Origin of the sequence: Aeromicrobium sp. Root236, from assembly GCF_001428805.1 — a bacterium.
GTDB lineage: Bacteria > Actinomycetota > Actinomycetes > Propionibacteriales > Nocardioidaceae > Aeromicrobium.
This window is the reverse complement of the sequence record NZ_LMIS01000001.1, coordinates 3,190,952-3,214,943: the sequence shown is the minus strand read 5'-3', so window position 1 is coordinate 3,214,943 and position 23,992 is coordinate 3,190,952. Positions and strand designations below refer to the sequence as shown.

The 23,992-nt window shown below is 70.2% G+C and carries 27 protein-coding genes; 13 read left to right on the top strand and 14 right to left on the bottom strand.

Translation table 11 applies throughout. The features are described 5' to 3' along the window. The first annotated feature begins 20 nt into the window (after positions 1–20). A complete protein-coding gene (locus tag ASE12_RS16095; RefSeq protein ID WP_056402828.1) occupies positions 21–632 on the top strand; it encodes a TetR/AcrR family transcriptional regulator in 612 nt (203 codons plus the stop codon). 10 nt (positions 633–642) lie between these two features. Here the strand turns inward: ASE12_RS16095 and ASE12_RS16090 are convergent, their stop codons facing one another. The 6 genes from ASE12_RS16090 to paaA are packed head-to-tail and all read right to left on the bottom strand — an operon-like array spanning position 643 to position 4,863. Then, on the bottom strand, positions 643–1,047 hold the full coding sequence (locus ASE12_RS16090) for a carboxymuconolactone decarboxylase family protein (RefSeq protein WP_056402826.1): 405 nt from the start codon (positions 1,045–1,047) through the stop codon (positions 643–645). 59 nt (positions 1,048–1,106) lie between these two features. Then, on the bottom strand, positions 1,107–2,192 hold the full coding sequence (gene paaE, locus ASE12_RS16085; protein ID WP_157413009.1) for a 1,2-phenylacetyl-CoA epoxidase subunit PaaE: 1,086 nt from the start codon (positions 2,190–2,192) through the stop codon (positions 1,107–1,109). A gap of 1 nt (position 2,193) precedes the next feature. After that, on the bottom strand, positions 2,194–2,682 hold the full coding sequence (gene paaD, locus ASE12_RS16080) for a 1,2-phenylacetyl-CoA epoxidase subunit PaaD (RefSeq protein ID WP_056402824.1): 489 nt from the start codon (positions 2,680–2,682) through the stop codon (positions 2,194–2,196). Further along, positions 2,682–3,623 carry a 1,2-phenylacetyl-CoA epoxidase subunit PaaC gene (gene paaC / locus ASE12_RS16075; protein ID WP_157413002.1) on the bottom strand — a complete coding sequence of 314 codons (942 nt, stop codon included), beginning with the start codon at positions 3,621–3,623 and terminating at the stop codon, positions 2,682–2,684. Before paaC ends, paaD begins: the two co-directional genes overlap by 1 nt. Before the next feature lie 5 nt (positions 3,624–3,628). Continuing rightward, positions 3,629–3,922, bottom strand: a complete 294-nt coding sequence (paaB, locus tag ASE12_RS16070; protein ID WP_056402822.1) for a 1,2-phenylacetyl-CoA epoxidase subunit PaaB — start codon at positions 3,920–3,922, stop codon at positions 3,629–3,631. Next, positions 3,919–4,863 carry a 1,2-phenylacetyl-CoA epoxidase subunit PaaA gene (gene paaA, locus ASE12_RS16065; RefSeq protein WP_056402819.1) on the bottom strand — a complete coding sequence of 315 codons (945 nt, stop codon included), beginning with the start codon at positions 4,861–4,863 and terminating at the stop codon, positions 3,919–3,921. Before paaA ends, paaB begins: the two co-directional genes overlap by 4 nt. 100 nt (positions 4,864–4,963) lie before the next feature. Between paaA and paaZ the strand changes: the two genes are divergently transcribed. Both paaZ and ASE12_RS16055 read left to right on the top strand, forming a co-directional pair. Then, positions 4,964–7,006, top strand: coding sequence for a phenylacetic acid degradation bifunctional protein PaaZ (paaZ, locus tag ASE12_RS16060; RefSeq protein ID WP_056402817.1), 2,043 nt, complete (start codon positions 4,964–4,966; stop codon positions 7,004–7,006). Between the two features lie 18 nt (positions 7,007–7,024). Next, entirely contained in the window at positions 7,025–7,330 is a 306-nt protein-coding gene (locus ASE12_RS16055; protein WP_056402815.1) for an EthD family reductase, read from the top strand. Positions 7,331–7,334: 4 nt separating this feature from the next. Here the strand turns inward: ASE12_RS16055 and ASE12_RS16050 are convergent, their stop codons facing one another. From ASE12_RS16050 to pdhA, 3 genes are read right to left on the bottom strand one after another with little or no spacing between them, the layout of a single operon-like run. Continuing rightward, positions 7,335–8,609 carry a dihydrolipoamide acetyltransferase family protein gene (locus ASE12_RS16050; protein ID WP_056402813.1) on the bottom strand — a complete coding sequence of 425 codons (1,275 nt, stop codon included), beginning with the start codon at positions 8,607–8,609 and terminating at the stop codon, positions 7,335–7,337. Next, the gene (locus ASE12_RS16045) at positions 8,606–9,595 is read right to left on the bottom strand and encodes an alpha-ketoacid dehydrogenase subunit beta (RefSeq protein ID WP_056402811.1); all 990 of its coding nucleotides are present in this window, start codon (positions 9,593–9,595) and stop codon (positions 8,606–8,608) included. Before ASE12_RS16045 ends, ASE12_RS16050 begins: the two co-directional genes overlap by 4 nt. Continuing rightward, on the bottom strand, positions 9,595–10,680 hold the full coding sequence (gene pdhA, locus ASE12_RS16040) for a pyruvate dehydrogenase (acetyl-transferring) E1 component subunit alpha (protein ID WP_056402808.1): 1,086 nt from the start codon (positions 10,678–10,680) through the stop codon (positions 9,595–9,597). Before pdhA ends, ASE12_RS16045 begins: the two co-directional genes overlap by 1 nt. Before the next feature lie 165 nt (positions 10,681–10,845). On the opposite strand from pdhA, the gene ASE12_RS16035 reads away from it, so the two are divergent. The 3 genes from ASE12_RS16035 to ASE12_RS16025 all read left to right on the top strand — a co-directional run bounded on the left by ASE12_RS16035 (position 10,846) and on the right by ASE12_RS16025 (position 12,916). Beyond that, positions 10,846–11,304 (top strand): Lrp/AsnC family transcriptional regulator, encoded by a 459-nt coding sequence (locus ASE12_RS16035; RefSeq protein WP_056402804.1) that lies wholly within the window; start codon positions 10,846–10,848, stop codon positions 11,302–11,304. Beyond that, on the top strand, positions 11,301–12,194 hold the full coding sequence (locus ASE12_RS16030; protein WP_056402802.1) for a PfkB family carbohydrate kinase: 894 nt from the start codon (positions 11,301–11,303) through the stop codon (positions 12,192–12,194). Before ASE12_RS16035 ends, ASE12_RS16030 begins: the two co-directional genes overlap by 4 nt. 155 nt (positions 12,195–12,349) lie before the next feature. Continuing rightward, a complete protein-coding gene (locus ASE12_RS16025; RefSeq protein ID WP_082582335.1) occupies positions 12,350–12,916 on the top strand; it encodes a TetR/AcrR family transcriptional regulator in 567 nt (188 codons plus the stop codon). Position 12,917: 1 nt separating this feature from the next. Here the strand turns inward: ASE12_RS16025 and ASE12_RS16020 are convergent, their stop codons facing one another. Next, the gene (locus ASE12_RS16020) at positions 12,918–13,316 is read right to left on the bottom strand and encodes a nuclear transport factor 2 family protein (RefSeq protein WP_056402799.1); all 399 of its coding nucleotides are present in this window, start codon (positions 13,314–13,316) and stop codon (positions 12,918–12,920) included. Between the two features lie 132 nt (positions 13,317–13,448). Between ASE12_RS16020 and ASE12_RS16015 the strand changes: the two genes are divergently transcribed. Beyond that, complete coding sequence (locus ASE12_RS16015) at positions 13,449–14,465, top strand: aldose epimerase family protein (protein ID WP_056402798.1); 1,017 nt, start codon at positions 13,449–13,451, stop codon at positions 14,463–14,465. 106 nt (positions 14,466–14,571) lie between these two features. Next, on the top strand, positions 14,572–14,994 hold the full coding sequence (locus ASE12_RS16010) for a cyclic nucleotide-binding domain-containing protein (protein WP_235508929.1): 423 nt from the start codon (positions 14,572–14,574) through the stop codon (positions 14,992–14,994). Here ASE12_RS16010 and ASE12_RS16005 read toward each other — a convergent pair. Continuing rightward, complete coding sequence (locus tag ASE12_RS16005) at positions 14,991–15,791, bottom strand: adenylate/guanylate cyclase domain-containing protein (RefSeq protein WP_056402797.1); 801 nt, start codon at positions 15,789–15,791, stop codon at positions 14,991–14,993. The genes ASE12_RS16010 and ASE12_RS16005 overlap by 4 nt on opposite strands. Before the next feature lie 121 nt (positions 15,792–15,912). On the opposite strand from ASE12_RS16005, the gene ASE12_RS16000 reads away from it, so the two are divergent. After that, on the top strand, positions 15,913–17,421 hold the full coding sequence (locus tag ASE12_RS16000; protein ID WP_056402796.1) for an AarF/ABC1/UbiB kinase family protein: 1,509 nt from the start codon (positions 15,913–15,915) through the stop codon (positions 17,419–17,421). A gap of 63 nt (positions 17,422–17,484) precedes the next feature. Next, on the top strand, positions 17,485–17,946 hold the full coding sequence (locus ASE12_RS15995; RefSeq protein WP_056402794.1) for a PPOX class F420-dependent oxidoreductase: 462 nt from the start codon (positions 17,485–17,487) through the stop codon (positions 17,944–17,946). A gap of 3 nt (positions 17,947–17,949) precedes the next feature. Here the strand turns inward: ASE12_RS15995 and ASE12_RS15990 are convergent, their stop codons facing one another. Together ASE12_RS15990 and ASE12_RS15985 are read right to left on the bottom strand one after the other, a co-directional pair. Then, positions 17,950–18,489 (bottom strand): DUF1697 domain-containing protein, encoded by a 540-nt coding sequence (locus ASE12_RS15990; protein ID WP_056402792.1) that lies wholly within the window; start codon positions 18,487–18,489, stop codon positions 17,950–17,952. A gap of 31 nt (positions 18,490–18,520) precedes the next feature. Next, entirely contained in the window at positions 18,521–20,170 is a 1,650-nt protein-coding gene (locus ASE12_RS15985; protein ID WP_056402789.1) for a phosphoenolpyruvate--protein phosphotransferase, read from the bottom strand. Positions 20,171–20,280: 110 nt separating this feature from the next. On the opposite strand from ASE12_RS15985, the gene ASE12_RS15980 reads away from it, so the two are divergent. Together ASE12_RS15980 and ASE12_RS15975 are read left to right on the top strand one after the other, a co-directional pair. After that, entirely contained in the window at positions 20,281–21,042 is a 762-nt protein-coding gene (locus tag ASE12_RS15980; RefSeq protein ID WP_056402788.1) for a DeoR/GlpR family DNA-binding transcription regulator, read from the top strand. A 37-nt stretch (positions 21,043–21,079) separates the two neighbouring features. After that, positions 21,080–21,328, top strand: coding sequence for an HPr family phosphocarrier protein (locus tag ASE12_RS15975; RefSeq protein WP_056404908.1), 249 nt, complete (start codon positions 21,080–21,082; stop codon positions 21,326–21,328). Here ASE12_RS15975 and ASE12_RS15970 read toward each other — a convergent pair. Further along, on the bottom strand, positions 21,325–22,947 hold the full coding sequence (locus ASE12_RS15970) for an AMP-binding protein (RefSeq protein ID WP_056402787.1): 1,623 nt from the start codon (positions 22,945–22,947) through the stop codon (positions 21,325–21,327). The two genes, ASE12_RS15975 and ASE12_RS15970, sit on opposite strands and share 4 nt — an antisense overlap. Positions 22,948–23,131: 184 nt before the next feature. Here ASE12_RS15970 and ASE12_RS15965 point away from each other — a divergent pair, with 184 nt between their 5' ends. Continuing rightward, a complete protein-coding gene (locus ASE12_RS15965) occupies positions 23,132–23,986 on the top strand; it encodes an alpha/beta fold hydrolase (RefSeq protein ID WP_056402785.1) in 855 nt (284 codons plus the stop codon). Positions 23,987–23,992 lie beyond the last annotated feature (6 nt).

The following is a 23,992-nucleotide window of genomic DNA, read 5'->3' as shown; positions in this document are numbered from 1 at the left end:
CTGCGTGAGACGCTTGAGCCATGACCGAGGCGGCGGCACCCCGACGCGGGCGGCCCGGCTACGACCAGCAGACCGTGCTGCGTCGTGCGATCGAGCTGTTCAACCGGCAGGGCTACGACGGCACCAGCATGGGCGACCTCGCCAAGGAGCTGGGGCTGACCAAGTCGGCGATCTATCACCACGTGCCGAGCAAGGAGCACCTCCTCGCCGCTGCCCTCGACGAAGCCCTCAACGGGCTGTCGGCTGCTGTCGACTCCGCCGCGGCTGCGGCACCGGGCACCAGCGCGTACGAGCGGCTGCGCACCGTCGTGCAGGAGTCGGTCGAGATCCTCGTCGAGCACCTGCCGGCCGTGACGCTGCTGCTGCGCGTGCACGGCAACAGCGAGGTCGAGCTCGCCGCCCTCAAGCGTCGCCGCCGCATCGACGAGCGCCTTGCGACGCTGGTGCAGGCCGCGGTCGACGAGGGCGCCCTGCGCGCCGACATCCCGCCCGACCTCATCAGCCGGCTGCTGTTCGGCATGGTCAACTCACTCGTCGAGTGGTACCGCCCGGGTGGTCCGGTCGACCCCGACGTGCTCGCCGCGTCGATCGCCACGCTGGCGTTCGACGGTCTCTCGCTGCACGAGGGCTAGCCGGGACCGGTCAGGCGAGCGGCAGCAGCCCGCGCTCGTCGAAGACCTTCTTCGCGGTGAACGTGGCGTTGAGGGCGCGCGGGAAACCGCAGTAGACCGCTGAGTGGAGGAACGCCTCGACGATCTGCTGCGGGGTGAGCCCGACGTTGAGTGCCGCGTTGACGTGGACCTCGAGCTGCGGCTCGCAACCGCCGAGGGCGGTCAGCATCCCGAGGGTCACGAGCTGCCGGTCTCGCGGCTCGAGCCCGGGCCGCGCGTAGATCTCGCCGAACCCCCATGCGACGACCTGGTGGGCCAGCTCTGGCGAGATGTCCCCCAGCGACTCGATCACGTTGGCGCCGGCCGCGCCGTCGACGGCGTCCAGCACCGCCTTGCCCTGCTCGAACCGCTGCTGCCGTTCCGTCTGCTCAGTCATGTTCTGGAGCCTAGGAGCTGGAGCGCGCTCCAGGTCAAACCGAATGCCGGGGCGAGGCCTCAGGCATCGAAGTCGACCGTGACGGTCTCGGTGACGGGATGGCTCTGGCACGTCAGGACGAACCCGGCCGCGACCTCGGTGTCCTCGAGCGCATAGTTGCGCCGCATCTCGACCTCGCCGTCGACGACCCTGGCCCGGCACGTGCCGCACACGCCACCCTTGCAGGCGAACGGCAGGTCGTTGCGGGTCGCCGCGGCGCCGTCGAGCACGCTCTGGTCCCGCGACATCGCCGCGGTGGTCGTACGCCCGTCCAGCACGATCGTCACGTCGCTCGTCACGCCGGACACGACCGCGTCGGCGCGGTGCAGCTCCGGTGGCGGCTCGTCGACGTAGAACAGCTCGAAGTGCACCTTGCCCGGCTCGACGCCGAGCTCGTCGAGGACCTCGCGGGCGTCGCCGATCAGGCCGAAGGGACCGCACAGCCAGGCGTGGTCCACGGCGCCGACCGGCACCAGGGCCGTCAGCAACCGGCGGAGGCGATCGGCCTCGAGCCGGCCGGAGAACAGCTCGACGTCCCGAGGCTCACGCGACAGCACGTGGATGAGGTCGAAGCGCGGGCCGTAGCGGTTCTTGAGGTCGGCGAGCTCCTCGGCGAACATCACCGATCGACTCGTGCGGTTGCCGTAGAGCATCGTCACCTGGGCGTCCGAGTCGCGCAACAGGGACGACACGATCGAGATCATCGGGGTCACTCCGGAGCCCGCGGCGATGCAAAGGTGCCGGCCGCCGGCCTCGGGATCGGCGCGGAAGCTGCCGGTCGGCGTCTGCACCTCGACGCGGTCGCCCGGGCGCACGTCGTGCACGAGCCAGCGCGAGAACACGCCATCGGGGATCTCCCGCACGCCCACACGCGGCCGTTCGCCGACCGCGGCGCAGATCGAGTACGTACGCCGGTGGTCCTGTCCGTCGATGATCCGGCGGATCGTCAGTGACTGGCCCGCCTCGAAGGCGTACTCCTCGCGCAGCTCATCGGGCACGTCGAACGTGATCGCGGCCGAGTCCTCGGTCAGCCGCTCCACCGACGCCACCGTGAGGGTGTGGAACGCGGCGCGGGCGGCCGAGACCGGCGGGGTCATGACGGTCATGTCAGATCTCCTTGACGTGCTCGAACGGCTCGAGGCAGGCCGTGCAGCGGTAGAGCGCCTTGCACGCCGTGGGCCCGAACTCGGACGTGAGCTCGACGTCGGACGAGCCGCAGCGCGGGCAGGCGAGCGTACGGCGGGTGGGCAGCAGGGACAGGACGACCTGGCCGTCGTGCGACGGTGCCGGCCCGGGTGCCGAGAGGCCGTGCTCGGTCAGTGCGGCCCGCCCGCGTGGCGTGATCCAGTCGCTGGACCAGGCCGGGTGCAGGCTGACCCGCACCTCGACGTCGTCGAAGCCCTCGTCGCGCAGGCGGTGCACCAGGTCATCACGCATCGTGGCCATGGCCGGGCACCCGGAGTAGGTCGGCGTGATCGTGACGACGACGCGTTCGTCGTCGACCTCGACGTCGCGCAGCACGCCCAGGTCCTCGAGGGTCAGCATCGGCATCTCCGGGTCCGTCACGGACGCGGCGATCTCGCGAGCGGCGACCATCACCAGCTACCCATCGGATGAGCCCGCGCCACGACCTGCATCTCAGCGAGCAGACGGCTGAACGCCTCGGTGTGCAGCCCGTCGCGGCCGGTCTCCCCGCGTACGCCTGCGAGTGGCGCCACCGACGGGCGGTCGACGCCGCTCATCGAGAACACCTGCTCCAGCAATACGTCGACCTCGTCGGCCACGGTCGACGGATCGACCCCGACGCCCGACTCCGCGACGGCCAGCTCGACGGGATGGGGCGTGAAGAGCTCAGCGCGCAGGGGCCAGGTCGCCTCGAGGCCGGCGAGCAGCCGGCGGCGCGACTCCTCGGTGCCCCGCGCGAGCGTGAGGAACCAGCGGCCGGCGTAGTCGCGGTGATAGGTCATCTCCTTGACCCCCTTGACCGCGACCGCCGACAGCACGCGGTCCCGGCTCGCGGCGAGTCGTTGCAGCAGCGCGAGCCGCCAGGTCGAGAACAGCAGCAGCCGCGCGATCGTCACCGCGAAGTCGCCGTTGTCGGTCTCCACCAGGCGTACGTTGCGGAACTCGCGATCGCCGCGGAAGAACGCCAGCGCGTCCTCGGGTGGGACCGGGGACCTTTCGGGCAGCGCCGGCACGACCGACGGATCCGCCGCGGCGGCCCGGGCCAGCAACAGTCGCGCCTGACCCAGCAGGTCCAGCGCGATGTTGGCCAGGGCGATGTCCTCCTCGAGGTCGGGCGCGTTGCTGCACCACTGCGACAACCGGTGCGACATCACGAGCGCGTCGTCGGCGAGCATCAGGCAGTACGTCGCGAGCTCGTGCGTGTCGACGCCGTCCGGCACCGTCGTGTCGACGCCGGCGAGCGGGTCCTCGAAGTCGGTGCCGAACGCCCACTGGGAGTCGTCGCTGCCGAGCAACCCGTCGTAGACGGAGTCGTGGTCGGGCAGGTGGCTCGGATCAGGTGTGTGGTTCATGGCGCCTACATGTGTGGGACGTCGTCGGGAATGTCGTAGAACGTCGGGTGGCGATAGACCTTGTCGCCGCTCGGCGCGAACAGCGGGTCCTTCTCGTCGGGGCTCGACGCGGTGATCGCGTCGGAGCGGACGACCCAGATGCTGACGCCCTCGTTGCGGCGGGTGTAGACGTCGCGCGCATGGCGCACCGCCATCTCGTCATCGGCGGCATGCAGCGAGCCGACGTGCACGTGGTTGAGCCCCCGCTTGCCGCGGACGAACACCTCGTACAGAGGCCAGTCACCCTGGATCCCGGTCATGCGATGCTCCTCTCGGCGAACGCCGTGGCGGCCTCGCGCACCCAGGCGCCGTCCTCGTGCGCGCGACGGCGGTGCGCGATGCGTTGCCGGTTGCACGGGCCGTTGCCCTTGATGACGTCCTTGAACTCGTCCCAGTCCGGCGACCCGAAGTCGTACGACTGGCGCTCCTCGTTCCACTTCAGCTCGGGGTCCGGCAGCGTCACGCCGAGCGCCTCGGCCTGCGGCACGGTCATGTCGACCATGCGCTGGCGCAGGTCGTCGTTGGTGTTGCGCTTGATGCCCCACGCCATCGACTGCGCCGTGTTGGGCGAGTCGTCGTCGGGCGGCCCGAACATCATCAGTGCGGGCCACCAGAACCGGTTGACCGACTCCTGCACCATCTCGCGCTGCTCGTCGGTGCCGCGCATCATCGTCGCCAGCAGCTCGTAGCCCTGGCGCTGGTGGAACGACTCCTCCTTGCAGATGCGGATCATCGACCGGCCGTAGGGCCCGTACGACGTGCGGCACAGCGGCACCTGGTTGCAGATCGCGGCCCCGTCGACGAGCCAGCCGATCGTGCCGACGTCGGCGTACGACAGCGTCGGGTAGTTGAAGATCGAGGAGTACTTCTGCTTGCCGTTGATCAGCATCTCGGTGAGCTCCAGTCGGGAGACGCCGAGCGTCTCGCACGCGGAGTAGAGGTAGAGCCCGTGCCCGGCCTCGTCCTGCACCTTGGCGAGCAGAATCGCCTTGCGGCGCAGCGACGGCGCCCGGGTGATCCAGTTGCCCTCGGGCTGCATGCCGATGATCTCGGAGTGCGCGTGCTGGGCGACCTGGCGGATGACGGTCTTGCGGTACGCCTCGGGCATCCAGTCGCGCGGCTCGATGCGGTCGTGCCGCGCGATCGTCGACTCGAAGACCGCCATCAGCTCGCCCTCGTCAGCCTCGGGTGCCAGCGTCATGTACGCCTCCAGAAATCTCGCGTCAGCCATTTACTGACCGAACGGTCTGTAATAGACTTGCACGCGACATCAGGTTCATGCAACGGAAGGCCCAAGACCCGTGAGTGCACTGCTCGAAAGCTATGCCGGAGGCTCGTGGTTCCAGGCCGCCGACGAAGGCAAGCCCCTTCTCGACGCAGCCACCGGTGAGGAGGTCGCCCGGATCTCGGCAACCGGTCTGGACCTGTCGGCCATGGTCGAGCACGCCCGCACGGTCGGCGGCCCGGCCGTCCGCAGCCTGACGTTCCACCAGCGTGCCGGCATCCTCAAGGCCGTCGCCAAGCACCTCGGCGAGGACAAGGACCCGCTCTACGCACTGTCGGCGCGTACCGGCGCGACCCTGCGCGACTCGCAGGTCGACATCGACGGCGGCATCGGCACGGTCTTCAGCTACGCCAGCAAGGGCACGCGCGAGCTGCCCAACGACACCGTGATCCTCGACGGCGGCACCGAGCAGCTCGGCAGGACCGGCGTGTTCCTCGGCCAGCACCTCTGGACCTCACGTCCCGGCGTCGCGGTGCAGATCAACGCGTTCAACTTCCCGGTGTGGGGCATGCTCGAGAAGCTCGCACCCGCCTTCCTCGCCGGCCTGCCCACGATCGTGAAGCCGGCGAGCCAGACGGCCTACCTGACCGAGCTGGTCGTGCGCCGCATCATCGAGTCGGGACTCATGCCGGAGGGCTCGCTGCAGCTGCTGTGCGGCAGCCCCGACGGCCTGCTCGACCAGCTCGGTGCGCAGGACTCCGTCGCGTTCACCGGCTCCGCGAGCACCGGCGCCACCCTGCGCCAGCACCCCTCGGTGCTGCACGGCGGCGTGCAGCTCGGCATCGAGGCCGACTCGCTCAACTGCTCGATCCTCGGACCCGACGTCACGACCGACGCCCCCGAGTTCGACCTCTACGTCAAGGGCGTCGTCGCCGAGATGACGGTCAAGGCCGGGCAGAAGTGCACGGCGATCCGGCGCACGATCGTGCCCTCGGCGATCGCCGACGAGGTCGTCGCGGCGATCAGCGCACGGCTCGCGAAGGTCACGGTCGGCAACCCCGCCAACCCCGACGTACGCATGGGAGCGCTCGCGAGCCTCGCGCAGCGCGACGAGGTGCGCAAGGCTGTCCAGATCCTGCGCAGCTCCGCCGAGATCGTGTACGGCGACCCGGACCACGTGGACGTCGTCGACGGCGACACGGAGGCCGGCGCGTTCATGTCGCCGATCCTGCTGCGGGCGACCAGCGGTGCCGGTGAGCCCCACGAGGTCGAGGCGTTCGGCCCGGTCAGCACCGTCATCACGTACGACTCGGTCGACGAGGCCATCGCGCTCGCCGCACGCGGACAGGGCAGCCTTGCGGGCTCCCTCGTCACGCACGACCCCGCCGTCGCACGGGTGATCACGCTCGGCCTCGCGCCGTGGCACGGCCGCATCCTCGTGCTCGACCGCGACGACGCCCCCGAGTCGACCGGCCACGGTTCTCCGCTGCCGATGCTGGTGCACGGCGGGCCGGGGCGCGCCGGCGGCGGCGAGGAGCTCGGCGGCATCCGCGGCGTCCTGCACCACATGCAGCGCACCGCGATCCAGGCCTCCCCCGACATGCTGACCGCGATCACGGGTCAGTGGATCAAGGGCTCCGAGCAGCTCGTCGACGACGTGCACCCGTTCCGCAAGAGCCTCGCCGAGCTGCGCATCGGCGACACCATCCGGTCGGCGTCGCGCACCGTCACGCTCGACGACATCGGCCACTTCGCGGAGTTCACCGGCGACACGTTCTACGCCCACACCGATCCCGAGGCGGCGGCCGCCAACCCCTTGTTCGGTGGGATCGTCGCGCATGGCTACCTCGTGGTGTCGCTGGCCGCCGGCCTGTTCGTCGACCCCGACCCCGGCCCGGTGCTGGCCAACTTCGGTGTCGACAACCTGCGCTTCCTGACGCCGGTCAAGGCCGACGACACGATCGACGTGACGCTGACCGTCAAGCAGATCACGCCGCGCAACAGCGCCGACTACGGTGAGGTGCGATGGGACGCCGTCGTCGCCAACGCCGAGGGCCAGCCCGTCGCCACGTACGACGTCCTGACGCTCGTCGCCAAGACCTGGCCGCCGGCCAGCTGACCCGACCCGGAGACCTTCATGCACCGCATCACGATCCAGTACGGCGCGCCCGCCGACCCCGAGGCGTTCGAGCGGCACTACACCGAGGTACACGTCCCGCTCGCCTCGACGCTGCCGGGACTACGGCGCTACGTCCGTTCGCACCCGCGCGGCATGGGCGGCGATGCGCCCTATCTCGTCGCCGAGCTGTGGTTCGACGACGCCGATGCGCTCAAGGCCGCGCTGAAGTCGCCGGAGATGGCCGAGACCGCCGCCGACGCCCAGACGTTCGACGTCGCCTCGATGACCACGTTCACCGGAGAGGTCACCGAGACCGAGCTCTGATACGTCAGAGGTTCGCGATCGCCGAGCCGGGCGACTCGATCGCGTCGGCGACGATCCGCATGAACGACGCCGCGGCGCCCCCGTCACAGACCCGGTGGTCGAAGACGAACGACATCTGCGCGATCTTGCGCACCGTCAGCTCGCCGTCCACGACCCACGCCCGGTCGATGACGCGGCCGAGGCCGAGGATCGCGACCTGCGGGTGGTTGATGATCGCGGCGCTGCCGTCGACGTTGAACGATCCGTAGTTGTTGAGCGTGAACGTCCCACCGGTCAGCTCGTCCTGGGTGGCTCGTCCTTCCCGCGCCGCCTCGGTGACCCGGCGGATCTCGGCGTCGAGCTCCGCCGTCGTCAGCAGGTGCGCGTCGAGCACTGCCGGTGCCAGCAGCCCGCGGTCCGTCTGCACGGCAAGGCCGAGGTTGATGCCGGCGTACTGGATCAGCTCGTCGTTGACGGTGTCGACCTCACCGTTGAGCTCGGGGTGCGCCTTCAGTGCAGCGACCGTGAACCGGGCGAGGTAGGCCAGCAGGCTCGGCACCGGCTTGCTCGCGGCCTTCGCCGCCGCCCGGATCGCGAAAAGCTCGGTGAAGTCGACGTCGACCCACACTGTGGCCTCCGGGATCTCGCTGCGGCTGCGTGACAACGCCGAGGAGACCGCCTTGCGGAACCCGCTCATCGGCGTGCGCTGCGCGACCTCAAGACCGGCCCGGCCGGTGGACTCCGTGCGCGGAGCAGCGGCATCGATCGCCGACTGCACGTCACGGCGAGTGATCAGTCCGTCGACGCCGGTGCCGGTGATGCCGAGGATCGACACCCCGGCCTCGCGGGCCAGTCGGCGTACGAGCGGGGACGTCACCCGCGGCACGGACGATGACGAGACAGGGGTCGCGGCGACGGGGGCAGAGCGTGGACGCCGCCGACGGCCGCTGCCGGCGCCTTCGGGCGTCCCGTAGCCGATCAGGACGTTGCCGGAGCCGGCCTTCTCCTCCTCGCGGTACTGCTCGGCAGCGACCTGGGCGGGCTCCGGGGCCACCAGCAGACCGGCCTCCACGGAGATGAGCGGCGCGCCCACCGCGACCGTGCCGCCCTCCTCGCCGTGCAGCTCGCTGACCCGGCCGGCGTACGGCGACGGGACCTCGACGATCGACTTGGCGGTCTCGACCTCGACGACCGGCTGGTCGACGACGACCTCGTCGCCGACCGCGACGAGCCAGCGGACGACCTCGGCCTCGGTGAGGCCCTCGCCGAGATCGGGCAGGGTGAACGTCTGCAGGGTCATACGTCGTCCCACTGCAGGGTGTCGATGGCATCGAGCACGCGGTCGACGCTCGGCAGGTGGAGGTGCTCGAGCTTGGGGGGCGGGTAGGGGATGTCGAAACCGGTGACCCGGCGAACCGGCGCGGCGAGGTGGTGGAAGCACCGCTCGGTGACCCGCGCGACGATCTCCGACGAGACGCTGGCGAACCCGGCCGCCTCGGCGATCACGACGGCGCGACCGGTCGAGCGTACGGCGGCGCAGACGGTCTCGTCGTCGAACGGCACGAGCGAGCGGACGTCGACGACCTGCAGGCTCCGGCCCTCGGCCGCCGCGGCATCGGCAGCCTCGAGCGCGATCGGCACCGACGTGCCGTAGGCGATGAGCGTCGCATCGGTGCCCTCACGGCGTACGACCGCGCGGCCGATGCCGGGCTGCGCCTCGTCGAGGTCGACCTCGTCCTTGCTCCAGTAGAGCTTCTTGGGCTCCAGCACGACGACAGGATCCGGTGACGCGATCGCCTCCCGCATCAGCGTGTAGGCGTCGGCGACCGTCGCCGGCGCGACGACAGTCAGCCCCGGCGTGTGCACGTAGTAGGCCTCCGACGAGTCGCAGTGGTGCTCCACGCCGCCGATGCCTCCGGCGTACGGGACGCGGATCGTGATCGGCATGCTGAGGGCGCCACGCGTACGGTTGCGCATCTTGGCGACGTGGCTGACGATCTGCTCGAACGCGGGATAGGCGAACGCGTCGAACTGCATCTCGACGACGGGTCGCATGCCGTTCATCGCCAGGCCCACGGCGAAGCCCATGATCCCGGACTCGGCGAGCGGAGTGTCGAAGCAGCGGGCGTCACCGAACTCGGCGTTGAGCCCGTCGGTCACCCGGAACACCCCGCCGAGCGCGCCAACGTCCTCGCCGAACATCAGCACCGACTCGTCGGCGGTCATCGCGTCGCGCAGGGCCTGGTTGAACGCCTGCGCCATCGTGATCTTCTCGTGCTCGGCCATCAGCTGACCCCTTCCCGGGAGAGCTCGTCGGCGAGGAACGCCGCCTGCTCACCCAGCTGCGGCGTCGGCGTCGCATAGACGTGGTCGAACAGGTGGGCCGGATCCGGCTCGACGTCCAGCATCAGCCCGTCCCGCATCGCGGTGGCGACGGACTCCGCCCTGGCGGCGATCTCCGCGGTCCGCTCGCCGGTGAGCAGGTCGCAACCCGCGAGGTACGCCTCCGAGCGCAGCAGCGGATCGCGGTCCTGCCACTTCTCGACCTCGTCGTCGGCGCGGTATCGCGTCGCGTCGTCGGCGTTGGTGTGCGCCTGCATGCGATAGGTGTGCGCCTCGACGAGGGACGGCCCACCACCGGCCCGAGCCGCAGCGACCGCGTCACCCAGGACCGACAGCAGAGCGGCGACGTCGTTGCCGTCGACCCGCTCCCCCGGCATGCCGTAGCCGACGGCCTTGTGCGCCAGCGACGGTGCGACGGTCTGGCGGGCCAACGGCACGGAGATCGCGTACTCGTTGTTCTGCACGAAGAACACCACCGGCGCCTTGAACACCGCCGCGAAGTTGAGCGCCTCGTGGAAGTCACCCTCGCTCGTGGCGCCGTCACCGCACATCGCCATCACGACGGTGTCGTCGCCGCGCAGGGTGGCCGCATGCGCGACGCCGACGGCATGGATCAGCTGGGTCGCCAATGGTGTGGTCTGGGGCGCCACGCGGTGCTCCGTCGGGTCGTAGCCGCAGTGCCAGTCGCCCTTGAGCAGGGTCAGGGTCTCGACCGGGTCGACACCTCGGCCGATGATCGAGACCACGTCGCGGTAGGTCGGGAAGAGCCAGTCCTGGTCGCCGAGCACCATCGCGGCCGCGACCTCGCACGCCTCCTGCCCGTACGACGACGGGTAGACCGCGAGCCGGCCTTGGCGCACCAGCGCGTACGCCTGCTCGTTGATCCGCCTGCCGACCACGAGCTCCTCGTGCGCTCGCAGCATCGCCTCGTCCGACGGGAACACGCGCCCCGCGTCCTCGACCCGTCGACCGTCCTGGTCGAGCAGCTGGACGGGTTGCTCGGACGGCAGGAACTCGTGGCTCGGCACCGGGTCTCACACCTTTCGGGAACAGACGTCTGTTCACAGAACACTGCGCCTCATGGCCATCCGGGTTCAAGTGCTGCATGATTGTCGAGAAGATGTCTCGCCAGAGGCGCATTCACATGGCCGTACGTCCAGCATGAGCCACGTCACACCAGTCAGGAGAGACAGATGGCCGGAGCGCCGATCGACGAGATCGACACCCGCATCCTCGACGCCCTCGAGCGCGACGGGCGGCTGTCGATGCGCCAGCTCGCGGAAGAGGTCCATGTCTCGCGCGCCAACGCGTACGCCCGCGTCGAACGGCTCTCGGAGTCCGGCATCATCAAGGGCTACACAGCGCTCGTCGACCCGGTCGGTCGCGGGCTCGGCACGTCGGCCTACCTGACGCTGAACGTGCGGCAGCCCGACTGGCGCAACATCCACGCCCAGCTGCGCGCCCTCGACGGCGTCGAGCACATCGCGCTGGTCGGCGGAGAGTTCGACGTCGTGATGCTCGTGCGCGCCCGCGACAACGCCGACCTGCGGCGCCTCGTGCTCGACGAGATCCAGTCGATCCCGGGCATCCTCAGCACCCGTACCCTGCTGGTGTTCGAGGAGTCCTCACCCGATCGGTCGGACAAGGCATGACCGGTCGGGTCGTCGTGGTCGGCAGTCTCAACGTCGACGTCTCGCTGACGTGCGACACGATCCCGGCGCCCGGGGAGACGGTCCTCGCGTCCGCCGTGCGTCGGAGCGCCGGCGGCAAGGGCGCCAACCAAGCCGTCGCCGCTGCCCGGGCGGGCGGCGCGTCGACGAGCATCGTGGGAGCCGTCGGCGACGACGCGGATGGCCGCTACCTGCTCGACCAGCTGGCGCAGGACGGCGTCGACACCGCACACGTCGCACTGCTCGCAGGGCACCGCACAGGACTTGCGCTCATCACGGTCGACCGGGCCGGCGAGAACGCCATCGTCGTGGCGCCGGGCGCCAACTCGGCCGCCGTCCTCGACCCGACGACTCACGAGCCCATCCGCACCGCCGACGTGGTGCTCGCCCAGCTGGAGACCCCGCAACCCCTCCTGGTCGAGGCCGCGCGCTCACGGCGTCCCGGCGTGCCGTTCATCCTCAACGCCGCTCCGGCCGCGTCGCTCACCGAAGAGCTGAGCTCCGAGGTCGACCTGCTGGTCGTCAACGAGCACGAGGCCCGATCGGTGAGCGGCGCCGGAGATCTCGGTGAGGCCGTACGCATCCTGGCCACCGGCTTCCCCGCGGTCCTGGTGACCCTCGGCGCAGGCGGCTCCGAGCTGCATCGCCACGACACCCCGGTCATACGGTCACCAGCCGTCACGGTCACCGTCGTCGACACCACCGCGGCCGGCGACACGTTCTGCGGCGTCCTCGCCGCGGCTCTCGCTGCCGGCGAGCCGGCGGAGCGGGCCATGGCGTCCGCCAGCACGGCAGCGACGCTCGCGGTCCAGCGCCCTGGGGCGCAGGACTCGATCCCGACACTGGCCGAGGTCCGGGCGCTGTTGGCGTAGACCCCCGGTTTGGCCGGCGCGCCGGGGGGTATCGCGGCAGGGCAGGCGCCGGCGGAGTCGCGGTTCTCGCGGCAACGGCCCCCGCCGGCGCTCTGCCCGACGTCCGCCTACCGGCCACCCCCGACGCCCGTGGATGGTGACCGTACGATCGACGCATGGACCGCAGACCAGGCCGGCCACGCTCCCTCAGCCTGGAGCTCATCGTCGACGCCGTGCTCGAGGACGGGATCGCCACCTTCAGCATGCCGTCGATCGCGGCCCGGCTCGGAGTCGCCCACTCCGGTCTCTACCGGTACGTCAAGGATCGCGACGAGCTGCTCGTCCTGGCCATCGAGAAGGCCGCCCTCTCGGTCGACTGGCCCGAGGCCGATCTGCCCTGGCGCGACCTGCTCAGCGACGTGGCCCGCTCGGTCTGGACGATCTGTGAGCGCTACCCCGGCTATGACGTCGTGGCCCTCTCCCCGCCCAAGTGGCCGGAGCGCATCGTCGCCCAGGTCACGCCCTACATCTCGTCGCTGCACCGCCAGGGGTTCACGATCGAGGACGCGACGGTCGCAGTCCAGATCGCCGGCAACCTCGCGCTGACCACGTCCGTCCGGGGCACGGGGTCCTACCCGCTGGCCCGCACCAACGGCGAGCGCACCCTGTCGCAGCGCCACGACTGGCACGACCGGATCCTCGACATCGTCCTCGACGGCCTCGGCAGCCGCCTGCTGGCCTGACCTACGGTCGCTCGCCCTCCGCCTCGAAGACCGGCCGCACGTTGGCGGTGTCGTACAGGATGTGCAGCGAGGTGAACCGGCCGTCGTCGTCCAGCGTCACCGCGTCGATGACGTCGAACGGCGCTGCAGCCCCCGAGGGCAGGCGCCAGTCGAAGTGGAACCAGAAGCTCATCGTCCGCGCGCCGCTCGTGTCGCGCCCGTGCATCACGGATCGCAGCTCGAGGTTGGCCGCACTGGTGTCCGCGAACAGCGCCGGGTAGAAGTCGGCCGCAGCCATGACTCCGTAGAGCGGCGAGTGCACGAGCGCCTCCGGGGCGAACAGCGACAGCACGCGTCCGACATCGGCCTCGCGCAGGGCGGACAGGTAGGTCACGACGGCGGCCTCCAGCTGCTCTTCCATCACCGGAGCGTATGCCCGTGACCTCGTACGCAGGTCTCCCGGCCGCCCGATAGAGTGCTGCCGCGGTGAGGAGGAGCTCCGTGACCCACCTTTGAGGGTGGGGCAACGACCCCTTTCCAGAAGGAACTTCCGATGCTCGAAAGCTTCACGGCCACCGCCGGCGACCAGCAGATCACGGTCGTCACGATCTCCAACGAGCAGTGCCGTGTCGTGCTGACCGACCTCGGCGCCCGCATCCTCGAGCTGCACGCCCCGGATCGCGACGGCGTGCTCGCCGACGTCGTGCTGGGCCGGAAGTCGTACGACGAGCTGCCCGGCGACCAGTACTACTTCGGTGTCACCGCGGGCCGCTACGCCAACCGGATCCGCAAGGGTCGCTTCGCGATCGACGGCACCGAGCACGAAGTCACGCGCAACGAGGGCGAGAACCACGTGCACGGCGGCAAGCGGGGCTTCGACACGTACGTGTGGTCGACCGAGCTCGACGCCGCGCACGACGCCGTGACGTTCTCGCACACCTCCCCCGACGGCGACGAGGGCTATCCGGGCACGCTCGAGGCGCGCGTCACGTACACGCTCGACGGCTCCGCCCTGGAGATCCGCATCGAGGCCGAGACCGACCGCCCGACGCTCGTCAACCTGGTCAACCACGCCTACTTCAACCTCGCGGGCCACGACTCCGGCACGGTCCTCGACCAGGTCCTGCAGATCGACGCCGCCGCCTACACCCCCGTCGACGCCGAGCTGCTGCCCACCGGCGAGGTGCTCAGCGTCGCCGGGACGCCGTACGACTTCCGGGAGCCGACGCCGATCGGTGCGCACATCGACGAGGTCGACAACGCCGGCTACGACCACAACTGGGTGCTCGACGGCGACGGCATGCGCCAGGTCGCGACGCTGACCGACCCGGCGAGCGGGCGGCGGCTCACCCTCGTCACGGACCAGCCGGGCACGCAGGTGTATGCCGGCGGCTACCTCGAAGGGGCCAGCGCCAAGGGCGAGCTCGGGACTTACGAGGCGTTCGCCGGTGTCACTGCCGAGATGCAGACGTTCCCGGACTCGATCAACCACCCGGACTTCCCACAGCGGGTGCTGCGGCCGGGCGAGACGTACGTCAACGTCGTGCGCTACGAGTTCTCCGTCGTCTGACGGCGCCACAGGATTTGCCGGGACAATCCGGGTGGCCGGCGGCTTTTGTCGCTACCGTGGGCACCGGCAGGCATGCCGCAGCCGCACTCCCGATCGAAGGACTCCCATGATGCGTAGGCAGAAGATCGACCCCGAGGTCCAGGAGGACCTGAGCCGCGTCACCGACTTCGACGCCGAGCTGGTCAAGACGCTCGCCACCGTGGGCACGCCGGTCTCCATCCCGCAGGGCTGGTCGATCATCATGCAGTCCACGCCGGCGGACTCGGCCTACATCGTGCTCGAAGGCGAGGTCGAGATCCGCAAGTCCGGCGAGGTCCTCGCGACCCTCGGCCCCGGCGACGTGTTCGGCGAGATCGCCCTCGTCAACCACCGGCTGCGCAGCGCCTCCGTCGTCGCCTCGAGCGCGATCCGGGCACTGCGCCTGGAGGCTTCCGCGCTCGAGTCGCTCATCGAGCAGGACCCGACGTTCGCCGACACGCTGCGCAGCACCGCCGAGAGGCGCATGGCCAACGACGCCAAGGACTCCTAGCGGCGGGCGCGCCAGTCGATCGGATAGAGCTGGTGCGTCCCCGGTACGCCCTTGAGCTCGGCGCCTCGGGGCTCGAGCACCGTCACCGAGTCCTCGGGCAGTGAGTCGACGACGCTCTCGCTGACGAGGATCTCGCCGCCCTCGGCCTGGGCGGCGACCCGTGCGGCGAACGCCACGTTGCGGCCGAACAGGTCGCCGTCGCGGTGCACGGCCGAGCCCTTGTGCGCGCCGATCCGGACCTTGACTCCCGACAGGCGCGACCCCGGACGTACCTTGTGGAAGCGTCGCTGGATGTCCGACGCCGCCGCCACCGCCTCGCTCGCCTCGGCGAACGCGACCATGAACCCGTCGCCCTGGCTCTTGATGACGTGGCCGGCATGCGCGCCGATCGCGTGCTTGAGCAGCCGGTCGTGCTTGGCCAGCAGCTGCACCCAGCCGCGATCGCCGAGCCGGTGGTTGAGCGAGGTCGATCCCTCGATGTCGCTGAACAGGATCGTCACCGAGCCGTCCGCGCTCGCGAGGCGGGCCAGGTCGGGACGTTCGACGTCGGCCCACAGCGCGAGCTCGTCGATCGAGCTGCGCAGCGCGCCGCTGAACCCGTGGTCCCGCACCTTCATCGCGGTGCCGACAACCGTTCGCACCGCGTCGGTCGGTGAGGGGACGAGTCGGCTCCGGTCGGTCCGCCGGCTCAACCGCTCGATCTCCCGCCGAGCCCCACGCAGCCTCAGCGCCGTGACCAGCAGCCCGACCGCCAGCAGTGCGGTCGACGCGGCCAGCACCACCTCGAGCGATGTCACCGGCTCACACTATCCGCTGCCGGGCCGCTGACCTGCTGCTTTGCGAGTGCACCTCCACGCGTGATGGGACTCACCCGCACGGGCCCTCCTGCTGGACCGGAACCTGGGACATACTCCGAGTATGGAATCTGCCATCGACAATGTCACGTTCTCGGCCGAGCCGGCGGTCGACGAGCTCATCCGCCGCTCGATTCGACTGCGTGCCGTTCCCGGGCTGACCGAGCAGGCGCTCGTCTGGCACCGCGAAGCGGTGAACCGCCGCAAGACGCTGGCCCGCGACGCCGAACGCCTCGCGACACCTCGACTCTGGCCCGACACCATCGCCTCGCTCGCGTCGACGGGCTGGCGGCTGCTGGCCACGGCTGCGCCCGACGCGCCACTGCAGCTGCTCGCGGCGGGCGCGTGCGCCGTCGGGCTCCGCGTCGAGCCGCCCAACGCGAGTGCCGGCACGCTGGACCGGGCCCAGCGGCTCGTACGCGCCGGCGGTCCTGCGTACATCAAGCTCGGCCAGTTCATCGCCACAGCCGAAGGGCTGCTCCCCGCTGACTGGGTCGAGGCGTTCGCGTGGTGCCGCGACGAGGCTCCCCCGCTGGACACCGGTGTCGCGCACGCCGTGATCGACCGTGAGCTCGGCAGCCAGCGCAGCCGGTTGGCCTGGCTCGACGACGAGCCGCTCGCTGCCGGGTCGATCGGCCAGGTCCACCGTGGACGCCTCGACGACGGCACCGAGGTCGTCGTCAAGGTGCGCCGGCCCGGCCTGCGCCGCCGGTTCCGCGCCGACATCGAGACCTTGGCGATTGCCGCGGCCGCCGCGGAGAAGCTGCATGCCGGCGCCCGCTCGGCGAACCTTCGCGGCTTCGTCGAGCTGTTCGCGCAGCTCGCGCTCGAGGAGCTCGACTTCCAGCTCGAGGCGGCGAACCTCGTCGACTCCAGCGCCGTCCTCGAGGCCCTCGGCGCCGACCACATGAACGCACCGCGGCCTGTCCCGGGCATGGTCACCGAGCGGCTCCTGGTCATGGAGTACCTGCCCGGTGTCTCGTACGCACACCTCGAGGGACGGCTCAGCCCGACCGAGGGACAACGCCTGCTGCAGCTCGGCATCAAGGGTGTCCTGGAGGCGACCATGCGGCACGGTGTCTTCCACGGCGACCTGCACGGCGGCAACGTGCTGATCGACGAAACCACCCAGACGTTCTCGTTGGTCGACTTCGGCATCACCGGGCGGCTCAGCGCCAAGCAGCGTGCCGGGCTCGTGGAGTACCTCGCCGCCTGGGCGATGAACGACGCCGACGGCCAGATCGTGGCGATGCAGTCGTTCGGCGCGATCGCCGCCGATGCCGACACCACGACGGTCGTGGCCGAGCTGCAGGCCGAGCTCGACCTCCTGCAGGACCGGTCCCGCGGCCAGGTCACGTTCGACCAGCTCGGGCTGACGCTCGGCAGGCTCCTGCAGGTGCTCGCCCGCAACGGCTTCCGGATGCCCAAGGACCTCGTGCTGTTCTTCAAGAACCTGCTCTACCTGTCCGGGTTCGCCGCGAACGTCGCGCCCGACACCGACGTCCTCGAGGTCGTCCAGGAGATCCTCCTCGACCTGTTCGCCGAGCCCTCGGACGCCGTGGAGGTGGCCTGACCGGTTCGCCGGCGTCCGTACGATCGAAGGAGCCGCACCCGTGCCGCCGGAAGGACGTACGTCATGCCCCGCCAGATCGCCACGTCGACCCAGGTCAGCCAGACCGAGCTCGTCGAGTTCGTCCGGCCGCGCCACCGGATGATCGTCATCACCCAGCGCGCTGACGGCTCACCGCAGGCCTCGCCGGTGACGGGCGGCGTCGACGACTCGGGCCGGATCGTCATCTCCACCTATCCCGAGCGCGCCAAGGCCAGGAACGCCCGCAAGCGCCCGGACGTCAGCGTGGTCGTGCTGTCGGACGACTTCAACGATCCGTGGGTGCAGGTCGACGGGACGTGCGAGGTGCTGGACGTGCCGGAGGGGCTCGATGCGTTCGTCGAGTACTTCCGCAACATCTCCGGCGAGCACCCGGACTGGGCCGAGTACCGGCAGGCCATGGTCGACCAGGGCAAGTGCCTGATGCGGATCACGCCGACGCGCTGGGGCCCCGTCGCGACCGGCGGCTTCCCTGCGCGGCTGGCCTGACGTTCACTCGTCGAGCAGCGCCGCGAGCTTGGTCGTGGTGTTCCAGTTGCGGATCGTGAGGCCGGCATAGACCGGGGAGCCGATGATCTTGTTGACCCGGCTGCGGGTCGCCAGCGCCGCGACGCGGCGGTGGTAGAGCGCGCGCTGTCCGACGAAGACGTCGTCGACGTCGGGATTGACGACGACGTAGGGCTCGACCTCGGCGGCCGTGACCCCCATGTAGAAGAACACGTCGTGGCGATAGGTGTCGGCCTCGGTGCCGAACCCCGCTGGCGCCTCGTCGATGACCTCACGGAACGCGCGGGCGTCCAGCACCAGGACGCGTACGAGGTCGGAGTCGAGCGTGAACGCCGACCGCAGGTTGGCGTCGATGTGTGCTGCGACCTCGGGCGCCGAGAGGTCGCTGTCGAGCAGCACGTTGCCGGACTGGATGTAGGTCCGGACGTTGGAGAAGTCAGATTCCAGGTGTTCCCGCAGGGCCGCCATCGGGACCTTGTTGCGGCCGCCGACGTTGATGCCACGGAACAGCACGACATACGTCATGAGGTCGATCCTCGCGCACGGGTCGGACAGCTCACAGCAGCCCGGCCGCGGCTTCCCGGGCCGCCGCAGGATCCTTGGCCTCCAGCGCCGCCTGAGCTGCCGATCGGCACGCCTCGAGCGAGACGCCGGCCAGCGTCGCGCCCACGAGGGGCGCTGCAGACGCTGCCGAGGACAGTGAGCTGACCCCGAGCCCCACCAGCACGCAGCCGAGCTGCGGGTCGGCGGCGGCCTCGCCACATACGCCCACCGGCTTGCCGGCCTCGAGTCCCGCCTGCGCGACGCGCTCGATGAGTGCGAGGAGCGCCGGCTGCCAGGGGTCGGTGAGCTCCGAGAGCGACGGCGCCATGCGGTCGGCCGCGAACGCGTACTGGCTCAGGTCGTTGGTGCCGATCGAGACGAAGTCGACGTGACGCAGGATCCGGTCGGCGAGCAGCGCGGCGCTCGGGATCTCGATCATCACGCCCGGCACCAGGCCGCGCTCGCGCACCTTGGCGCCGAACCACGCGGCCTCGTCCTCGGTGGCGACCATCGGCGCCATGACCCAGACAGGTGCGGCCGACCCTTCGGCGGCCAGCGCGATGGCATCGAGCTGGCGGTCCATGAGGCCTTCGTCGCGCAGTCCGAGTCGCATGCCTCGCACGCCGAGGGCCGGGTTGGGCTCGTCCTTGATCGTCGCGAAGCCGAGCGGCTTGTCCGACCCGGCGTCGAGCGTACGGATCACGATCTTCCGGTCGCCCATCGCTTCGAAGACCTCGCGATAGATCGCCGCCTGCTCCTCGACGGTGGGCTCCACGTCGCGGTCGAGGAAGCACAGCTCGGTGCGGAACAGCCCGACGCCCTGCACCTGGGTCTCGGCGGCCTTGCGCGCTCCCGCACCGTCCTGGACGTTGGCGAGGATGTCGACGGCGTGGCCGTCAGACGTCGCGCCGGGGCTGCGCCACGACGCGGCCGCCGCACCGATCGCCGTGGCGGCCTCCGTGCGCTCGCGCACGAGACCGGCATCGGGGTCGAGCACGACCTCGCCCGTGGCACCGTCGACCAGCACCGTCGTGCCCTCGGCGATGTCGTCCAACCCCTCGGTGCCCACCACGCACGGGATGCCGAGCTGGCGGGCGATGATCGTGGTGTGGCTCGTCGCCCCGCCCAACGACGTCGCTATCGCCACGATCGCCGCCGGGTCGAGGGTCGCCGTGTCGGCCGGCGCGAGGTCGACGGCGCACAGCACCGACGCGACGGCGGGTGTCGGAATGCCCGGCTCGGGCTGGCCCGTGAGCTCGGCCACGACGCGATCGCGGATGTCCTCGAGGTCCGTGACACGTTCGGCCATCAGCCCACCGGCGGCGGCGAACATCGTGCTCAGCTCCTCGACCGCTCCGGCCGTCGACGCGCAGATGCCCATGCCCTCGGCGAGCCGCTTCTGCACCAGCGCGACCAGGCCGCGGTCACGCGCGAGCGCCGCCGTCGCGTGGAGCACCTCGGCCCCCTCTCCTGAGGCGTGCTCGGCACGCGTCGCAAGCCGGTCGGCGACTGCGCTCGCCGCCTCGCTGAACCTCGCGGCACCAGCCTCCGGGTCGAGGCTGTCCTCGTCGGTGGGCACCTCGGGCCGGGGCCTGGGCCGTACGACCGGCCCGCTGCCGATGCCCGGGACCACGCCGTTGCCGTGCAGAATCGTCGACGCCATGCCGCTCCTCCAGCGCTGGATGGTGATGTTTGACTTTACACACACTCGGGCGTAAAACAATACGTATCGAAGCGATAACCACACAAACCCACTTTGGTCCGAGGAGCGCCGTGTACGCCACCGAACGCCAGCAGCTCCTCGTCGACCGGCTGCAGCAGGACGGCCGGCTCGCCGTGATCGAGCTCGCCGAGGAGCTGGATGTCAGCAGCGAGACGATCCGCCGCGACCTCGCCGTGCTCGAGCGCGACGGGCTGGCCCAACGCGTGCACGGCGGTGCCGTCGCGGCACGCGGACGGAGCTCAGCCGCCGGCCCGACGCTCGCGATCCCGAACGCCGACCAGAAGGGCCGCATCGCCCGGGCTGCAGCGGCTCACCTGCCGGCCGCCGGAGGCAGCATGGTGCTCGACGCCGGTACGACCATCAGCCACCTCGTCGACCTGATCCCGCCGGACCGCCGGCTCACCGTCATCACCCACGCGATCCCGACGGCGGCGAAGCTCATGGCGATCCCGTCGGTCGAGCTGCACATGCTGGGCGGTCGGGTCCGTGGCGTCACCTCCGCGGCCGCGGGGCACGCCACCGTCGACGCGCTGGCCTCGGTGCAGGTCGACGTGTGCTTCCTGGCGACGAGCGCCGCCTCGCCCCAGCACGGCCTCAGCTCGCCCGACAGCGAGGAGGCCGCCGTCAAGCGCGCGTTCGTGCGCTCGGCCCGCAAGGTCGTGGCCCTGTTCGACGCCTCCAAGTTCTCCGCCGAGCACGTCTTCGCCTTCGCGTCGTACGACGACCTCGACATCGTGATCACCGACAAGGCCGCCGACCAGCGCGAGGTCGACGCACTACGCGCCCACGACGTCGAGGTCGTGCTCGCATGATCCACCCCGACCGCAACCAACCCAGAGGATGAGCACCATGGCAACCAAGACCGTCACCGTCGGATCGACCGTGGGCCTCCACGCCCGGCCGGCTGCCCTGATCGCCCAGGCGGCGACTAGCGGGGTCACGCTCGCGATGGAGGGCAAGCCCGCCGTGGATGCCGGCTCGGCGCTCATGATCATGACGCTGGGTGCCAAGTTCGGCGACGAGGTGATCGTGGAGTCGGAGGACGAGGTGATGCTCGCGACGATCGCCGACATGGTGGCGAGCAACCTCGACGGTTAGCCCCCTTCGCGGAGCAGCTCGACGGCGGCGTTGCGCATCTCGACCTTGCGGACCTTGCCGGTGACCGTCATGGGGAACTCGTCGACGACGTGGACGTAGCGCGGGATCTTGTAGTGCGCCAGCTTGCCGCTGCAGAACTCGCGAAGGGCAGGGGCGTCGACCTGCGCGGCACCCTCGCGCAGGCGAAGCCAGGCCATGAGCTCCTCCCCGTACTTCTCGTCCGGCACGCCGATCACCTGGGCGTCGAGCACGTCGGGGTGGGTCATGAGGAACTCCTCGATCTCGCGAGGATAGATGTTCTCGCCGCCGCGGATCACCATGTCCTTGATGCGGCCGGTGATCGTCACGTAGCCGTCGGGATCCATGACGCCCAAGTCGCCCGTACGCATCCAGCCTTCGGCGTCGATCGCTTCGGCGGTCTTCTCCGGCTGGTCCCAGTAGCCGAGCATCACGGAGTATCCACGCGTGCAGAGCTCGCCCGCCTCCCCGTACGGCAGCGCCTCCCCCGTGCCCGGGTCGGCGATCTTGACCTCGAGGTGCGGCCCGACCCGGCCGACGGTCGACACGCGGCGCTCGAGCGAGTCGTCGGTGCGGGTCTGGGTGGAGACCGGCGACGTCTCGGTCATGCCGTAACAGATCGAGACCTCGGTCATGCCGAGCCTGCCGATGACCTGCTTCATCGTCTCCACCGGGCACGGCGACCCGGCCATGATGCCGGTACGCAGTGAGGTCAGGTCGAGCGTGTCGACGATCGGCTGGTCGAGCATCGCGATGAACATCGTCGGCACGCCGTAGAGCGACGTGCACCGCTCCGCCGCGACGGCCTCGAGGGTGGCCACCGGGTCGAACGACGGTGCGGGGATCACCATGGCGGCACCGTGGGACGTGCACGCGAGGTTGCCCATCACCATGCCGAAGCAGTGGTAGAACGGCACCGGTATGCAGACCCGGTCCTCCTCGGTGTAGTCGATCAGCTCGCCGACGAACCAGCCGTTGTTGAGGATGTTGCGGTGCGAGAGCGTCGCACCCTTGGGGAACCCGGTCGTCCCCGACGTGTACTGGATGTTGATCGGGTCGGCCGCGTCCAGCCCGCTCTCGATCCCGGCGAGCCGGGCGCGGTCGCCGCGAGCCCCCGCCTCGCGCAGCTCGTCCCACGAGTCGGTGCCGATCAGCACGACGTCGGAGAGCGACGGGTGCTCGGCCTGGGCCTCCGCGATCATGTCGGCGTAGCTGGAGCCCTTGAACGCCGGCACCGCGACGATCGTCCGCATGCCCGACTGGCCGACGACGAACGAGAGCTCGTGGCTGCGATAGGCCGGGTTGACGTTGACCAGGATCGCGCCGATGCGCGCGGTCGCGTACTGGACGAACGTCCACTCCGGGCAGTTCGGTGCCCAGATCCCGACCCGGTCGCCCTTCGTCACGCCGAGCGCCAGCAGCCCCAGCGCGACGGTGTCGACCTCGGCGAGCAGCTCGGCGTACGTCCAGCGGCGGCCGCTGGCGCAGTCGACCAGAGCCTCGCGGCCACCGTGCTGCTCGACGGTGTCGACCAGGTTGGCACCGATCGTCGTGGTGAGCTGCGGCGACTCGGTCGTGCCCGTTGCAACGCTGAGATCCATGCTTGACGTTTCCTCCCGTGGTGACCTCCCTGCATCGTCCCCCACCGGCGACCCGAGTTCCACAGCAGCACGCGTGCCTGCCCGTGCGTTCCGGTTCCCGCGGTCCTCTTGACATTGTTTCTGAGTCGACTCATAATTGAGCATGCTCGTTTCTGAGCACACATCACCTCACAGGAGCTCGATCATGAACAGCACGGACGACACCATCACCACGTATGCCAAGGCACCGGCCAAGACGGTCACGACCGACGGCACGACGTACGCCTACCGCGAGCTGGGCCCGAAGGAAGGCATCCCCGTCATCTTCTTCGTCCACCTCGCCGCGACCCTCGACAACTGGGACCCGCGCATCGTGGACCCGATCGCCAAGACCCGGCACGTCATCACGTTCGACAACAAAGGCGTCGGCGGCTCGTCCGGCAAGGTGCCTGACAGCGTCGAGGCCATGGCCGACGACGCGTACGAGTTCATCAAGGCACTCGGCTTCGACCAGGTCGACATCTTCTCGTTCTCCCTCGGCGGCATGATCGCCCAGGACCTCGTCGTCAAGCACCCCGAGCTCGTCCGCAGGCTCGTCCTGACCGGCACCGGACCGCGCGGCGGCAAGGACATCGACAAGGTCGCCGGCACCACGTACTGGGACATCCTCCGCGCGACGCTGACGCGGTCGGACCCCAAGGAGTTCCTGTTCTTCAACCGCAACGCCACCGGCAAGCCCGCCGCCAAGGCGTTCGTCAAGCGGCTCGAGGAGCGCACCGAGGACCGCGATGCCAAGATCAAGACGCGGGCGTTCCAGACCCAGCTCAAAGCCATCAAGAAGTACGGCCGCAGCACCCCGGCCGACCTGTCCAAGGTGACGCAGCCGACGCTCATCGCCAACGGCGACAACGACCGCATGGTGCCATCTGTCCTCTCCGAGGACCTGCACCGTCGCATCGCGGGCTCCGAGCTCGTCATGTACGCCGACTCCGGGCACGGCGGCATCTTCCAGTTCCACGAGCAGTTCGCCCCCCTCGCGGTCGAGTTCCTCAACCGCTGACCGCCA